A 14,725-nucleotide genomic window follows, 5' to 3' on the forward strand; every position below is an offset into this window, starting at 1 on the left:
GGACTCTGAGCGCAAAACCCCGGGATTGCGCAATGAAAAGCTACAGGGTCCTGATATTTGACACCCGTGGCACAGCAGTGGGCCCCGGGAAACCCCGGGGCCCACAACCCGGCCACGTTCTACCCGCGCAGCTCCTGGATCACCAGCTCCGCGATCTGGATCGTGTTGAGTGCCGCGCCCTTGCGCAGGTTGTCGCCCACCACGAAGAAGGACAGCCCCTTCGCCGGGTCATCCGCGGCGAAGTTCTGCCGCACACGGCCCACGTAGCACGCATCCTCGCCGGCGCACTCGAGCGGGGTGGGCACCTCGACGTACTGCACGCCCGGCGCATCCTTCAGCAGCTCGATCGCACGCTCCACGGAGATCTCGCGCTCAAACTGCGCCGACACCGCCATCGAGTGACCCGTGAACACCGGCACGCGCACGCACGTGCCCGCCACCTTCAGCTCCGGCAGACCGAGGATCTTGCGCGACTCGTTGCGTAGCTTCTGCTCCTCATCGGTCTCGAACGTGCCGTCATCCACGATCGCCCCGGCCATCGGCACCACGTTGAACGCGATCGGCGCAACATACGGCGTGGTGTCCGCGGGGTGAGCAATCGCATAGCCGTCCGTGGCCAGCCCCTTGAGTGCCTCGCCCTCCTCCACGCCGGCCCGGGCCTGGTTCGCCAGCGCGTTCACGCCCGCGAGCCCCGAACCCGACACGGCCTGGTACGAGTTGACCACCATGTTCGTCAGCCCGGCCTCATCGGCCAGCACCTTCACCACGGGCATGATCGCCATCGTGGTGCAGTTCGGGTTCGCGATGATCCCCTTCGGCCGGTTCACGATCGCCTCCGGATTGACCTCGGTCACCACCAGCGGAACGTCCGGATCCTTGCGCCACGCCGAGGAATTATCCACGACGACCGCGCCCGCCGCTACGAACTTCGGCGCGTACTCGAGGGAGACCGCACCACCGGCGGAAAACACAGCAACATCAATCCCGGAATAATCCGCGGTGGCAACGTCCTCCACCACCACATCCTGCCCCCGGAACTGGAGCACAGTGCCAGCCGAGCGTGCGGAAGAGAAGAAGCGGACGGCGTCGACGTCCACCTCCCTCTCCTCGAGGATGGTGCGCATGACGTGGCCAACCTGGCCGGTGGCGCCTACAACTGCGAGGGTGATGCTCATCGTCCCGTACCTCCATAAACAATTGCTTCATCTTCGGCATCCAGGTCGAATGCCTTGTGGACAACCCTGACGGCCTCGGGCACGTCGGCGGCGGCGAGGACCGTGGAAATCCGGATCTCGGATGTGGAAATCATGTCAATGTTGATGCCGGCTTCGGCGAGCGCAGCGAAGAACTTCGCGGTGACACCCGGGTGGGAGCGCATGCCCGTGCCGATGAGTGACAGGATGCCGACGCCGTCGTCCTTAATGATCTCAGCGAAGCCGAGCTCCTCGCGGGCCCGCTCGAGCGCGAACACGGCGCGCTTGATTTCGGGTACCGGCAACGTGAACGAGATCGTGGCCTGGCCTGGCTGGTTGACGGGCACGTTTTGGACGATCATGTCGATAGAGGAGCCGGCGTCGGCAACCACTTGGAAGATGCGCGCGGCGGCGCCGGGTTCGTCGGGCACGCGCGTGACCGTGATCTTCGCCTGCGACGTGTCGTGGCTGATGCCGGAGATGATGGGGGCTTCGTTGTCGCCGTCCCAGCGGCTGCGGGTGGACTCGTTCACGATCCACGTTCCTTCCTTGTTGGAAAACGATGAGCGAACATGCAGGGGCACGTCGAACCGGCGGGCGTATTCGACGGCACGCAGATGGAGGATCTTGGTGCCGTGTGCCGCCATTTCGAGGGTTTCTTCGTAAGTGAGGGCAGCGATGTGGCGGGCGGATTTGCAGATGCGGGGGTCGGCGGTGAGGACGCCGTCGACATCGGAGTAGATCTCGCACACGTCCGCCCGGAGCGCCGCCGCGAAGGCAACCGCGGTGGTGTCGGAGCCGCCGCGGCCGAGGGTGGTGACGTCGTTGTGCCGGTTCACGCCCTGGAAGCCGGCGATGATCGCGATTTCGTTGTTTTTTAGGACACGGCCGATGCGTTCGGGCACGACGCCGACGATCGACGCCGCGCCGTAGACCGTGTCGGTGTGAAGGCCGGCCTGCTGGCCAGTGAAGGCGTGGGCGGGGACGCCGAGGTCGGTGACAGCCATCGCGAGGAGCGCCATGGAGATGCGCTCACCGGCGGAGAGCAGCACGTCCATTTCGCGTGCGGTGGGTTCGGTGGTGACGGCGGCGGCGAGGTCGATGAGGTCGTCGGTGGTGTCGCCCATGGCGGAGACCACGACCACAACCCGGTTACCCGCCTTGTGGGTGTCCACGATGCGCCGGGCGACGCGCTTGATGCCATCGGCATCAGCAACTGACGAGCCGCCGAACTTTTGCACTATAAGAGCCACGTCTACTCCTTTCGGTGCCCTCATGCTACGGGAGGCGCCCCGGGTTCGGCTGGGGCTCTCACGTGCTGGGCGTGTGAATCCTCTGACGCCCTTCCATGGCGCGGGAGATCGTGACTTCGTCGGCGTATTCGAGGTCGCCGCCCACGGGCAGGCCGGAGGCGAGCCGCGAGACGATGACGTTCATGTGCGACAGGTTGAGGGAAAGGTACGTGGCCGTGGCCTCTCCTTCGACGTTTGGGTCCATGGCGAGGATGACCTCTTGCACGACGCCGGAGCCCAGCCTTGCGTACAGCTCACGGATGCGCAGGTCTTCGGGGCCGATGCCGCCGATCGGGTCGATCGCGCCGCCGAGTACGTGGTAGCGGCCGCGGTATTCGCGCGAGCGCTCGATGGCGACGATGTCCTTGGCTTCTTCGACCACGCAGATGACGGAGTCGAGCCGGCGGGGGTCGGCGCAAATGCGGCAGAGCTTGTCCTCGGTGACGTTGCCGCAGATTTCACAGAAACGGACCTTGGATTTGACGGATTCGAGGGCGCCAACCAGGGCGTCGACTTCCGAGTCATCCGCCTCCAGCAGGTAGAACGCGATTCGCTGCGCGCCCTTGGGGCCGATCCCGGGCAGGCGCCCCAGTTCGTCAATGAGCGCTTGGACCGCGCCGTCATACACTCCGGCCATGCCTACTCCTCCCGTTCTTCGATCACTTTAGCCTCGAAGCGCTCGAGCAGGACCTGCAGACCCACCATGGTCGACTGTGAGATGTCCGGGTCGTCGGCGGAGGCACCTTCCCATTCGGGGTGGGAATCGTCGACGACGGCGGGCTCGTCCGGGTAGTCGGCACGAGTGGGGTGGGCGTGTGCGGCGGCGAGGGCCTGGAAGTCGGTGCCGGTAAGGCCGGCGCGGGTGGGGGTGGGGGCGGCCTGGGCCGGGTACGTCTGGGTGGAGGCGTCGGCGCCCTCGTCCGGGAGGTCGTCCGGGTCCGGGCCGTCCGGGCGGCGGTCCAACGACGACGGTTGCGCCCACTTGCCCAATGTCGTATGCGTATAGGGATCTTCGACGGGCGGCACGTGGAACTGTGCGAACCCGGTCGGGTCGTGGCCCGTGGTGTTGGCGTGGCCGGAGGCCAAGCTCTCTGGTAGCTCGGCCGGAGGCGGCATCGGGAAGCTCTCGGCTGCGGAGCCGAGGATGTCAGCGGCGGAGCGCTCGGGCGACTCGCCGTGATCGTGGCCGGGAGCTTGGTCAAGACCGGGGCCGGGCGCCGCGCCGGATTCTGTAGCAGGTGTCGCCCCGAAAGCAGGGCCGCCGGTCGCGCCAAAGGCAGGGGTGCCGGGCATGCCGTCGGTGGCCGGCTCTGCGGTAAAGCTCGGGTCGTGGGCGGGGTCCGGTTCGCCGAGATCAGAATCGTCGACGTTAGATTCGTCGAAGTCGGGCTCGTCGCCGTAGGGCGGGGCCCAGTCGGGCTCCGCGGCCGAGTGAGATTTGGAGGGCCTGCGAGGTTCGCCAGTTTCTGCGGGCTCGCCCGCCCGCTTCGTTACCGGCCTTGCCTGCTGGTGCGAGCCTGAGCCGGCCACCGGTTCACGCACATCGGCTGACTCCGGCTCCGACTCCGCTGCAGATGCGCGCAAGTCACCTGACTGCGCACCCCGCAAACCCTCGGCATCTTGAGGCGGGCCGGCTGGTGCATGCTCAGGATCTCGGCTCACCGCTGGGCGTGATGGTTCGGCTCGCTCAAAGTCGACGGCCGGCGGTTGGGGTGCCGCGGCCTGCGCGGCGTCAGCTTTTGGGGCCGACGGTTCGCCTCCCGCCAATCCTTCGACTCGGAGGGCGAGTCCGAACATGTTCGCTATGATCCGCTCGACCTCGCGAGCGCCACGCGCCGTGAACGCCCCGGCAACGCCGGGCTGTTCGAAGCCGACGTAGAGTACCCCGCCCTCGACCCTGACCGGGCCATTTGCCGCACCGAGTTGGGCGTGGGCGATGCGGGACAGGCTCTGGTCGGCCATGATCGCGGGCCACTGCGCGCTGATCTGCGCAAGCGGGTCGCCGCCGGACTGCCCGGCGGGTTCGGCCGGCTGTGCCGGCGCCTGCTCGGGCGCACCCTGGGCCTGAGTTGGCTGCGGAGGGTGAGTCGCCTGTTGTTCCGGAGCCGATTGCCGTGCTGGAGCCGACTGCTCGGAAACAGCGCGTTCGGGTGCCGGTTGCGCCGACGCCTGCCGCACTTCTTGCTGTTCCCCGGCCTGCCGCTCGGGGGCTGGCATATCGGCATGCCCCTGCTGGGGCGCGCGGCCTTCGGACGCGCGCCCGGCCGACTCCCCCTCCTGCGAGCTCTGTCTTTCCAGAACAGATTGCGCGGGCGCCTTGCCATCGCCGTCGAACCCTGCACTCGTCATCACAGGCATGGGCCGTCTGCGTGGATCCATCTGGTCCAAGCGCCGCTGCTGCTCAACAGATCCAGCCACACCCTGCGCACCCGAGATCTGCCCGCCTGGGCCCGCATTTCCGGCCTGGCCCGCCTGCTGACCGACCTGATGTCCCTCCGGCTGCCCCGGCCCGCGCCCGGCCAGCTGTGCGCCACCGGTCACGCGCCCAGACCCGGCCGGCTTCGCCCGGAACTTCGCCAGGCTGCTGGCCACCTCGGGGCTGGGCGCCTCGGGCCCGCTCTCGACCACCTGCGCCGGCACGCCCACCCGCGCAATCACCAGCCGAGCGCACAGCAACTCCAGCTGGAGTCGCGGCGCGGTGGCACCGGCCATATCGCTCAGCGCAGCGTTCGTCAGGTCCGCACACTGCGAGGCGCGCTCCGCCCCAAGCGCCGCCGCCTGCTCAACCATCCGCCCATACTGATCCTCCGGCACCGAGACGAACACGTCCTTCGCCTCATCTCCCGCGAGCGCGATGATCACCAGATCCCGCAGCCGCTGGAGCATGTCCTCAACGAAACGCCGCGGGTCGTGACCAGACTTAACCACCTTGTCCACAACCCCAAACAGCGCCGAGCCATCCCGCGTGGAGATGGCGTCAACGGCGTCGTCGAGCAACGCCGCCGAGGTGTAGCCGAGGAGGGCGACGGCGCGGTCGTAGTCAAGGCGCGTGCCCTCGGAGCCGCCGATAATCTGGTCGAGGACCGAGAGCGTGTCACGCACCGAGCCCGTTCCCGCGCGGACCACCAACGACAGCAGGTCCTTCCCCGCGCTCACGCCCTCACGCGCGCAAACCAGCGCCAGGTACTGTTCGAGCTCCAGCGGCGGGACCAGCCGGAACGGGTAGTGGTGCGTGCGCGAGCGGATCGTGCCGATCACCTTTTCCGGCTCGGTGGTCGCAAAAATGAACTTCACGTGCGGCGGCGGCTCCTCCACCAGCTTCAACAACGCGTTGAAGCCCTGGTTGGTGACCATGTGCGCCTCGTCGATAATGAAGATCTTGAAGCGATCCCGCACCGGCGCGAACCCGGCCTGCTCGCGCAGCTCCCGCGCGTCGTCTACACCGCCGTGCGACGCCGCGTCCAGCTCCACGACGTCGAGCGACCCCGACCCATCGCGCGCCAACTCCCGGCACGACTCACACTTCCCACACGGCTTCGCGGTGGGGTACTCCACACAGTTGAGGCAGCGGGCGAGGATCCTCGCCGACGTCGTCTTGCCACAACCGCGCGGCCCGGAAAACAAATAGGCATGCGTGGTGCGGCCCGCCTCAAGAGCGGCCATCAGTGGCCGGGTGACGTGATCTTGACCGATCACTTCTTGAAAGGACTCGGGCCGGTAGCGGCGATACAGGGCTATACTCACGCCTCCTAGTCTACGCACACCCTCCGACAAATCTTTCGCCGGCCGCCACCTGGGGATAACCTCGCCGGGCGGTCGCAAGTTTTATGGCATGCGCCCGTCCTCTTGCGGCAAGATAGCCCTAGGTACCACAACCACACAATTGAGGCAGCCCCGTAGCAGCACCAAAAACCTTCATCGATTTCCCCACGCTCAACGCCTCCACCAGTAAAGATGACACTCTCTCCGGCGCGACTGCCCAGACCATCGTTCTGGTAAAGGGCCGCTAGCCCAGGACTCACGCCGGCATGGACGACTGGGGAAGCGCGTCTCGACGAACGCGTCGACGACGTCATGGGCCTCCTGTGCCCCTTCTCAGTTTTTGTTTGTACCCCTTTTGCACCCCCCTTACGGTGGGGTCTTGTGGGGTCGCTTGGGGTTTTGGGGTGGTTTTGGTGGTGTCTGACGAAACCCGACTACACCAACGAAAACCCGCGATAATCCAACAAAAAGTCCCGTCCCGCTACTGCGGGACGGGACTTTTGCGGAGGATGGGGGATTCGAACCCCCGAGGGCGTTAACCCAACCCGCTTTCCAAGCGAGCGCCATAGGCCACTAGGCGAATCCTCCTCAGATTCTGCCAATCTGCCTACCCAGTTTACGAAAACTGGCGCCCTTTGGGAAATTGCGGGCCGCCAGGCGCGGGTGCCGTTAGTCTCACCCTCCCGACGTTGCCACCCCGAAACTCATGGTAGGATCGGTGGCGGCTCCCCACGTGGCGTCATCTTGAGGAACTCCCCCAGGGCAGGAATGCAGCAAGGGTACTTGGGCTCTGGCGGGTGCGTGGGGAGTCCTTACTCTTCCCACATCCCGACGACTCCGGGGTCCAGCCAACCTTCGCCCGCACCTATCCCGCCGCGCGCCTATTCCCCGCCTGCAGCCTTGTCTTCCTCGCGCACCTTCTTGGCCGCCTTGCGAGCCTTCTTGGCCGACTTGCGCTCATCCTTTGCGGCCTTCACGCGGTCCTTTTCCAGATTCACGGCGACGTCGTCGACATAAATGTACTTCGTGCGGTCGAGGCGCTGGTGGGCGTCCTGCTCGGCGATCGCCGGCCGCTTCGGCACCTCCACCTTCTCCGGTTCAATGCGTTCCCAGGGGATCTCGTGCAGGATGTCGGAAATGACGTTGATGCGCGAACGCTTCTTATCCTCCGACTCGACCGTACGCCAGCGCGCCCACGGCGTGTCCGTGGCGGCGAACATGGCGTCCTTCGCCTGCGAGTATTCTTCCCAGCGGTTGATGGATTCGACGTCGATCGGCGACAGCTTCCAGCGTCTCATCGGGTCCGATGACCGCGACCTGAACCGCGCCTCCTGCTCCTCCGCCGACACGGAGAACCAGTACTTGAGGATGCGGATCCCGTCGTCGACAAGCATGCGCTCAAACTCGGGCGCCTGCCGCAAGAAGCGGTGGTATTCCTCGGGCGAGGCGAAGCCCATCACGCGCTCGACGCCCGCGCGATTGTACCAGGACCGGTCGAAGATGACGATCTCGCCCGCCGCGGGCAGGTGCGCCACGTAGCGCTGGAAGTACCACTGCGTAGACTCGCGCTCGGTGGGCTTAGGCAACGCGACCACTCGCGCATGACGCGGGTTCAAGTACTGGGTGACGCGCTTAATCGCCGACCCCTTCCCCGCCGCGTCACGCCCCTCAAAAAGGATGACGATGCGCTCACCAGTGGCAATAACCCACTGCTGCATCTCCACGAGCTCTGCCTGCAGGCGGCGGAGCTCCTTGTCGTACGCGCGCGAGTCGAGCTTGGGGAGCTTTGTTGAGAGGGAATCGGTATCAGACATGCCCCAAGTGTACTCTTCGTCACTGTTTGCCACTGGCGTTTTTCACGACGCCGCCCGCGCCTTGCGCCCACACCCCACGTCGCGATCGTCCCGCTTTGCACCCACGCCCTCACCTCGCGCAGGGGCAGTCACCTCGCACGCCCCGGCGGGCTCACCGTGCCGCCCGCCCCACCCCCTGCCTCGCATCTCACATGGACAAACCCTTATTTCCCAACGGCAAAGAATGGTACGATTTTTGACGGTTTTTGAGGATTGTAATTGCGCCGTCGGGAAAGACGAGTATGGCTAAAGAACTGACGCATGGTCATGAGGGCAAGCTGATTTTGCTTTTTATGCTTCCCCTGCTTGCGGGGAACCTCTTCCAGCAGCTGTACAACATTTCGGACACGTTCATCGTGGGACGCACGCTCGGCGCGGATGCGGTGGCGGCGGTCGGCTCGGTCGGCACCCTGTTCTTCCTAGTGATGGGCTTTGCCCAGTCGGCCACGGTGGGCATGACGATCCCGATGTCGCGCCACTTTGGTGCCCAGCGCCTGCCGGCTCTGCGCCGGAATTTCGCCACGTCGATCGTTTTGTCGGCGATCATGGCGCTTGTCATCACGGTTCCGGCGGTGGCCTTTTCCGGTGACATCTTGCGCCTCATGAACACCCCCGCCGACATCCTCCCCGACGCCACCTACTACCTCCAGGTCCTGTTCGCGGGCCTGGCCTTCACGGTGTTTTACAACCTGCTGGCCAACGCAATCCGCGCGATCGGCGATTCGACCACCCCACTGTTGTTCCTCGTCATGGCCGCCACGCTCAACATCGTGCTCGACCTCGTCTTCATCCTCTACGTTGGCATGGGCGTGGAGGGCGCGGCGCTGGCCACGGTGATCGCCCAGGGCCTGTCGGTGGTGGCGTGCGCGATCTACATTCAGACCCGCATCCCGATCCTGCGCATCAGCGGGGCCGACTTCCGCATCCTCAAGGTCGAGGCCCTCGAGCAGTTGCGCCTCGGCATCCCCATGGGCTTCCAGACCTCCGTCATTGCCCTCGGCCTCATCGTCATCCAGATCGCGCTCAACGGGCACGGCGCCGCCGCGATCGCCGCCTACACGGTCGCCCAGCGAATCGAGCAGCTGGCCATGTTCCCCTTCGTCTCCTTCGGGATCGCGGCTGGCGTCTTCGTGGCGCAGAACTACGGCGCGGGCAAGATGGAGCGCATGTGGGTGGGCATCAGCCAGGCGATTTACATGTCGCTTGCCTACGCCGCCATCATCGGCACGCTCATCCTCGTCTTCCAGCACGAGGTGATCAGCGCCTTCTTCGGCTCCGGCCTCACCGACGAAATCCTCCGCCTCGGCTCCATCTACCTGTGGGTGACCGTACCGTTCTACCCGTTCCTCACGATCCTGTTCGTCAACCGTTACTCGCTGCAGTCGCTGGGCAACGCGCTGGTCCCCACGCTGGCCGGTTTAATCGAGATGGGCGCCCGCGTGGCCACGGCGCTGTTCATCGCCCCGGTCTACGGTTTCGTCGGGATCGTCGTGTGCCATCCACTCGCGTGGATCGGCGCGTTCCTTATCCTCACGCTTGCCATTCGGAAGAAGAAGCGCGAACTGACCGCTTCGGTAGAATCGCCTTATTTCCATGTCCAGGTGGCGGAGGCCGAATGTGAGGTCGCACCCTGCTGACGCCCCGGGCGTTCACGACGCCGCCCGCCCCGCTGACCGCCGCCCCTAATAAGCCACACACCCTGGGCATGAGGACGCGCACGCCCCCGTTCCTTATAATGGCTGAGATTGGCCAACCCGAGGAGCGAGCATGCCACATGCCCTGACCAGCACTGACGACGCCGCGCGCCTCCTCACCCGCCACTCCGCGCTCGCTTACCCGATGCTGCGGGAGATCGGGATCGATCCGGCGGCGGTCAAGCGCGTCTCCGGCATCGACCGCCTGGGCAATCTCACCGCGCGCCGCACCGCCACGAGCCTGGTGCTCGGTCCGCTCTCCTCTCTGCTTGCCGATTCTCCGACCACGCCCGCCACCCTCCCCACCGACCTTCGCGACACCCTAGCCACCGACCTCCGCCGCCTCATCACCACCCGCCAACACCTCATGTTTGCCTTGGTCCCGGCCGAGCGGCTGGCCGCCCTTCAGGTGTTCTTCGGCGCCGACCCCTCCCACGCGGAGACCCACCTCCTCCAGCCACTGAGCGATTCCTTCCTCCCTTCGGCCCTCAAATTTGTCAGGGCCGGGTCCCTCTCCCCCGAGCTCGCCGAGCGCTACCTCGGAGGGGTGGATCGGCCTCACGTGGTGGTCGGGATGAGTCCGTCGGCGTGGTTGCGGGCGTGGGCCGCGGGCACCCCCGACCAGCAAGAGTTTGTGCGAATGGCGTTCGTGGGCGAGGAATCGTCGACGATCAGCTCGCACAACTACCGGGCGCTGCGCGAGGTCGGAGCACGGGTGGTGCCGTCGTCGCGGCTGTACCGCGCGTTGCACAGCCCCACGTTTTGGGCCTACCTGGTGGTCTTCATCTACTCGACGCTACGCGCGCTGCCAGCCACGTTCGTACCGCACTTCCACGGCAGCGTGCTGCTGCTGTGGACGATGGATGTGGTGACGGCGATCCCCTACACGTGGGGGCTGGTCGCGTTCTTCACCGCGCACAAGACCTGGGTGCGGGTGACCGGGTTTGCCGTCACGCTCATCACGTTCATCGCGCCCTACATCTACTTCTGGTCGCATGGACGCGGGTATTCGTGGTGGGTGCACGGCGTCGTGGGGGCGATGATCGCCGGCGCCCTCCTGTATGAGGGCTTCAACTACCTTCGCGACCGCGCGGTCGCCGCCGGCCTGCGCCACTCCCGTCTCTAGCCGCCGCCCGACGCCGCCCCCGAGCTATGCGGCTCAGGCGGCGCTCCGGCGGGCTATGCGGAGGCCGCGCGCCCCGGGCGCCGCGGCCGATCCGGCCCCGTCACCGTACGGATCACGCCCGTGCCGATGAACCACCCGCCCGAGACCCAGAACGTCACCAGTAGCCACATCGGCTGATGTGGGAACACCACCACCAGCCAGCCCGTGGCCGCGATCCACACGAAGATCGACGCCAAATTCAGCACCATGAAACGCTTCACTCTGAACGGGTGCGTCCAGTAGAACGGCACGATCGTCAGCACAATAAACAGGGTCACCCAGAAGATGTTCGTCGCCTGCCCCAGCTGGAGCACGTATAGGATGACGGCCACGATGTTCCACGCCGCCGGGAAGCCGTAGAAGTAATAGTCGACCGACTTCCAGTTCTCGTTCGCGTAACACAGTGTCGACGACGTCAAAATCAGCACCGTCAACACCCCCGCCAGCGGCTTCGGCCCCAGGTCCAGCTGGGTGTACATGAAGATCGCGGGGATGAAGGTCCAGGTGATGTAGTCGATCGCGATGTCGAGGATCCCGCCGTCGAACCACGGCAACACCTCGCGCACGCGATACCGCCGGGCGAAGAACCCGTCCACGCCATCCACGATCAGCGCCACCCCAAGCCACAGCCACATCCACGCGATCTGCCGGTCGATGAGCGCGAGCGTGGCGAGCGCAGCGAACGCCATCCCCGACATCGTAAAAATATGCACCAGCCAGGCACGCACCCGGTCCGGAAGTGGGGCTATCGCCTCGGGCGCGATCGAACGGGCGCGGCGAGGCGCAGAATGGTCAGTAGGCATGGACGGTCCTTTTGTGCAACGGCGTGTTTGTGCACAATTATTGCCTAACTTGCCTCACCCTCGATAACCCGATCTCGTACCGCGGTTGGACGCGGGCCCGCGTCCTCGAGAAGGTGGGCGACGACGTCGGCAAACACCGGGTCGTCATTCATCGGCGGCACGCGCACGAAGTGCGTCCCGCCTGCGCTTTCGAACGCCTCGCGGTTGAGGACGTCGAGCTCATCGAGGGTCTCGATGCAGTCGGCGAGGAACCCGGGGGTGGCCAGCACAACACTGGTGACACCCTGGCCGGGCAGCGCGCCCATCGTGTCGATTGTGGCGGGCTCGAGCCATTTGCCGGGCCCGAACTTGGACTGGTACGTGGTCACGACGGCGTTGCTCACCCCGCGCCTGCGCAACCCCTCCTCGATCGCGAACGTGGTGGCCTCGCACTGCGTGGCGTACTCGTGGGGGCGGTGGACGCGGCGCTCGGGCACGCCGTGGTAGGACAGCAGGATGCGAGCACGCTCCGGGGTGGGAAGGGCGGCGACGGCAGCCGCGATCTTCTCCGCATGCCAGTCCACAAAGTGCCCCTGGGCCGGCCACGGGCCGATCATCCGCACCCGGGTCTCGGGCGAGGCGGCCTGCCACGCCCGCACCTGCTGCACGATCGACCCCGTGTTCGACGGCGCCCACTGCGGGTACAGCGGCAACACGGTCACATCCCGCATGCCCTCCCGGGCGAACGCGTCCAGCTCCTGCGCGATCGACGGCTTCGTGTACGTCATCGCGTAGCGCACCTCCCACGGCAACGCCTCCGCGAGCAGGTCGCGCTGCTGGCGCGTGATCACGACGAGCGGCGAGCCTTCCTCCGTCCAAATCGTCTCGTACAGCGCGCCCGACTTTGCGGGGCGCGTACGCAGGATGATCCCGCGCAGAATAGGTAGCCAGAGGGCGCGCGGGAAATCGATCACGTCGGGGTCGGACAGGAAGTCGTCAAGGAAGGTGGCCACGTCCGCGCGCGACGGCGAATCGGGCGTACCAAGGTTGACGAGCAAAAGACCGGGCATGGCATCTAACCTAGCCTATGCGCCGAGCAGATCTCACGTGCACGGCAACCAGCCGGCCGGGTGCCTTGTCTCAGCCTCGACGGATAATTTGCGGGACGATCTGGGCCAGGTCTGCACATATATGCAGGTGGGACTCAAGTCGTCCCGCAAATTTCGCTTGGCCGGGGTAACCGGCGCCGGGCGGCGTTAGAACAGCTCGTCGATGGAGGCCTTGAGGCCGGCGTCGTCATCCAGAGACTCGAGGGCCTTGAGCGCCCCGAGGTTCTCCTCCAGCTGCTTAACTGAGGACGCGCCCAAGATCACCGTGGACACGTGCGGGTTGGCGGCCACCCAGCCGAGGGCTAGCTGGCCGGTGCTCACGCCGAGGTCGGCGGCGATCTTGGCGAGCTCGCGCACCTGGTCGCGCGACTTTTCGGCGCCAGCGCGCAGGTAGTCGTGGCCCTCGAGCGTGGCGCGCGAACCTTCCGGGATCCCGTCCACGTACTTGCCCGTGAGGATGCCACCCGCCAGCGGCGACCACGTGGTCAGCCCCAGGCCGAGGTCCTCGTACAGGCGGGCGTACTCGTTTTCCACCCGGTCGCGGTGGAGGAGGTTGTACTGCGGCTGCTCCATGACGGGCTTGCGCAGGTTGCGCTTGTCGGCGATTTCCCACGCCGCGCGGATCTCATCCGCGCTCCACTCCGAGGTGCCCCAGTACAGGGCCTTGCCCGACTCCACGATGTCGCTCATCGCATACACCGTCTCCTCGATCGGCGTGTTCGGGTCCGGCCGGTGGCAGTAGGCCAGGTCCACGAAGTCGAGGCCGAGCCGCTCGAGCGAGCCGTCAATGGCCTGCATGAGGTACTTGCGATTGAGGGTGTAGTGCATGTTCGGCATCTCGCCGTTGATGCCCCAGTAGAACTTGGTGGAAATGACGTACTCGTGGCGCTTCCACCCCAGCTCGCGGATGGCCTCGCCCATGATCTGCTCCGACTTGCCGCCGGCGTAGACCTCAGCGTTGTCGAAGAAGTTGACCCCGGCGTCGGCGGCGGCCTGCAGCTGCTCCTTGGCAAGCCCGGTGTCCACCTGCCCGCCGAACGTGACCCAGGAGCCGAAGCTGAACTGGGAAACCTGAAGACCTGCAGATCCAAGCCGGTTATATGGCATTTGTTTACTCATGTACCCGAGTTTAATCGCCGCCTCGGACCCTGCCCGCTCCGATTGCGCCGAGGGTGGAAGGACTCCCCCGGCCCCGGCCGGCCTGGGCTGCTGATCCGCCGGCACCCCGGAGCCCGACACAACTCGTGAACCTGAGGCCCACCAGGCCCGTATAGCAATCGCTAGCCGGTATATTCACGAGTTCTGCCGGGGCTGCCAGTTATCACGATTTCTTTTAGTGTCGGCGAACACCTACGAGCGGTTCGGGTTCGGGTCCGCATAGCGGGAAGGAGTATAGTTGCGCACGGCTTATACTCAGCAGAACGGAATACCATGAAGAAGATCCTTGCGACCATCACCATTGCACTCGCCCTCGCCGGCTGTTCGGACTCGACAAGCTCCAACGAGACCACCAAGCCCACCCCCGAGGTGACCCGCACCCTGTCAGGCACGTACAACTCAGTGGCCGAGCTGCGCGACGCCGCCGTGGACGCCGGCTACACCTGCGACAACTGGACCGACGGCGAGTGGAACCAGGGCACCTGCTCCGAGGCCGACTTCTTCGCCGTGTTCACCAACCAGGGCTCCCGCTCGGCTTACATCCACAAGGCGCAGGCCGCGGGCGAGTCTTTCACCGCGCTGGTGGGCGACAACTGGTACATCGCCGGCGACGAGGCCGCGCTCAAGGAGCTCGAGGGCAAGCTCGACGGCACGGTCGAGCAGGTTGAGGCCGCCGCTCCCGCCGACGAAGAGTCCAACTAACGCCCAGCGCCCGGC

11 protein-coding genes, 1 tRNA gene and 1 other RNA gene are annotated in these 14,725 nt (G+C 65.9%); 4 read left to right on the top strand and 9 right to left on the bottom strand.

Annotation, left to right across the window (positions count from 1 at the left end; all coding sequences use genetic code 11):
• Positions 1-119 precede the first annotated feature (119 nt).
• The 5 genes from AQZ59_RS08050 to AQZ59_RS08070 form a co-directional block, all read right to left on the bottom strand.
• Positions 120-1,175 (bottom strand): aspartate-semialdehyde dehydrogenase, encoded by a 1,056-nt coding sequence (locus AQZ59_RS08050; RefSeq protein ID WP_062614151.1) that lies wholly within the window; start codon positions 1,173-1,175, stop codon positions 120-122.
• Positions 1,172-2,446 (bottom strand): aspartate kinase, encoded by a 1,275-nt coding sequence (locus tag AQZ59_RS08055; RefSeq protein ID WP_062614152.1) that lies wholly within the window; start codon positions 2,444-2,446, stop codon positions 1,172-1,174. The genes AQZ59_RS08050 and AQZ59_RS08055 overlap by 4 nt, the downstream gene beginning before the upstream one ends.
• 58 nt (positions 2,447-2,504) lie before the next feature.
• Entirely contained in the window at positions 2,505-3,122 is a 618-nt protein-coding gene (gene recR, locus AQZ59_RS08060; protein ID WP_179853720.1) for a recombination mediator RecR, read from the bottom strand.
• A gap of 2 nt (positions 3,123-3,124) precedes the next feature.
• Entirely contained in the window at positions 3,125-6,229 is a 3,105-nt protein-coding gene (locus tag AQZ59_RS08065; RefSeq protein ID WP_070808070.1) for a DNA polymerase III subunit gamma and tau, read from the bottom strand.
• 521 nt (positions 6,230-6,750) lie between these two features.
• Positions 6,751-6,835 (bottom strand) — tRNA-Ser (locus AQZ59_RS08070).
• 132 nt (positions 6,836-6,967) lie between these two features.
• Here AQZ59_RS08070 and ffs point away from each other — a divergent pair.
• Positions 6,968-7,064, top strand: an RNA gene (ffs, locus tag AQZ59_RS08075) — signal recognition particle sRNA small type.
• Positions 7,065-7,128: 64 nt separating this feature from the next.
• Here the strand turns inward: ffs and ppk2 are convergent.
• Complete coding sequence (gene ppk2 / locus AQZ59_RS08080) at positions 7,129-8,061, bottom strand: polyphosphate kinase 2 (protein WP_062614154.1); 933 nt, start codon at positions 8,059-8,061, stop codon at positions 7,129-7,131.
• Positions 8,062-8,342: 281 nt separating this feature from the next.
• On the opposite strand from ppk2, the gene AQZ59_RS08085 reads away from it, so the two are divergent.
• Both AQZ59_RS08085 and AQZ59_RS08090 read left to right on the top strand, forming a co-directional pair.
• Positions 8,343-9,737 (top strand): MATE family efflux transporter, encoded by a 1,395-nt coding sequence (locus tag AQZ59_RS08085; RefSeq protein WP_062614155.1) that lies wholly within the window; start codon positions 8,343-8,345, stop codon positions 9,735-9,737.
• 130 nt (positions 9,738-9,867) lie between these two features.
• A complete protein-coding gene (locus tag AQZ59_RS08090) occupies positions 9,868-10,920 on the top strand; it encodes a hypothetical protein (protein ID WP_062614156.1) in 1,053 nt (350 codons plus the stop codon).
• 53 nt (positions 10,921-10,973) lie between these two features.
• Here the strand turns inward: AQZ59_RS08090 and AQZ59_RS08095 are convergent, their stop codons facing one another.
• The 3 genes from AQZ59_RS08095 to AQZ59_RS08105 form a co-directional block, all read right to left on the bottom strand.
• Entirely contained in the window at positions 10,974-11,762 is a 789-nt protein-coding gene (locus AQZ59_RS08095) for a CDP-alcohol phosphatidyltransferase family protein (RefSeq protein WP_062614157.1), read from the bottom strand.
• Between the two features lie 44 nt (positions 11,763-11,806).
• Positions 11,807-12,811: a ferrochelatase gene (gene hemH / locus AQZ59_RS08100; RefSeq protein ID WP_062614158.1), complete on the bottom strand. Its 1,005-nt coding sequence runs from the start codon at positions 12,809-12,811 to the stop codon at positions 11,807-11,809.
• Positions 12,812-12,997: 186 nt separating this feature from the next.
• The gene (locus AQZ59_RS08105; protein WP_201783180.1) at positions 12,998-13,969 is read right to left on the bottom strand and encodes a potassium channel beta subunit family protein; all 972 of its coding nucleotides are present in this window, start codon (positions 13,967-13,969) and stop codon (positions 12,998-13,000) included.
• A gap of 312 nt (positions 13,970-14,281) precedes the next feature.
• Here AQZ59_RS08105 and AQZ59_RS08110 point away from each other — a divergent pair, with 312 nt between their 5' ends.
• On the top strand, positions 14,282-14,710 hold the full coding sequence (locus AQZ59_RS08110) for a membrane lipoprotein lipid attachment site-containing protein (RefSeq protein ID WP_062614160.1): 429 nt from the start codon (positions 14,282-14,284) through the stop codon (positions 14,708-14,710).
• Positions 14,711-14,725: the final 15 nt, after the last annotated feature.

This window comes from Trueperella bernardiae, from assembly GCF_001469025.1.
Lineage (GTDB): Bacteria > Actinomycetota > Actinomycetes > Actinomycetales > Actinomycetaceae > Trueperella > Trueperella bernardiae.

Excerpts from the sequence above, each read along its gene's own strand:
- AQZ59_RS08050 (WP_062614151.1), bottom strand. The coding sequence starts at position 1,175 with ATGAGCATCACCCTCGCAGTTGTAGGCGCCACCGGCCAGGTTGGCCAC.
- recR (WP_179853720.1), bottom strand. The coding sequence starts at position 3,122 with ATGGCCGGAGTGTATGACGGCGCGGTCCAAGCGCTCATTGACGAACTG.
- ppk2 (WP_062614154.1), bottom strand. The coding sequence starts at position 8,061 with ATGTCTGATACCGATTCCCTCTCAACAAAGCTCCCCAAGCTCGACTCG.
- AQZ59_RS08085 (WP_062614155.1), top strand. The coding sequence starts at position 8,343 with ATGGCTAAAGAACTGACGCATGGTCATGAGGGCAAGCTGATTTTGCTT.
- AQZ59_RS08090 (WP_062614156.1), top strand. The coding sequence starts at position 9,868 with ATGCCACATGCCCTGACCAGCACTGACGACGCCGCGCGCCTCCTCACC.
- AQZ59_RS08095 (WP_062614157.1), bottom strand. The coding sequence starts at position 11,762 with ATGCCTACTGACCATTCTGCGCCTCGCCGCGCCCGTTCGATCGCGCCC.
- hemH (WP_062614158.1), bottom strand. The coding sequence starts at position 12,811 with ATGCCCGGTCTTTTGCTCGTCAACCTTGGTACGCCCGATTCGCCGTCG.
- AQZ59_RS08105 (WP_201783180.1), bottom strand. The coding sequence starts at position 13,969 with ATGAGTAAACAAATGCCATATAACCGGCTTGGATCTGCAGGTCTTCAG.
- AQZ59_RS08110 (WP_062614160.1), top strand. The coding sequence starts at position 14,282 with ATGAAGAAGATCCTTGCGACCATCACCATTGCACTCGCCCTCGCCGGC.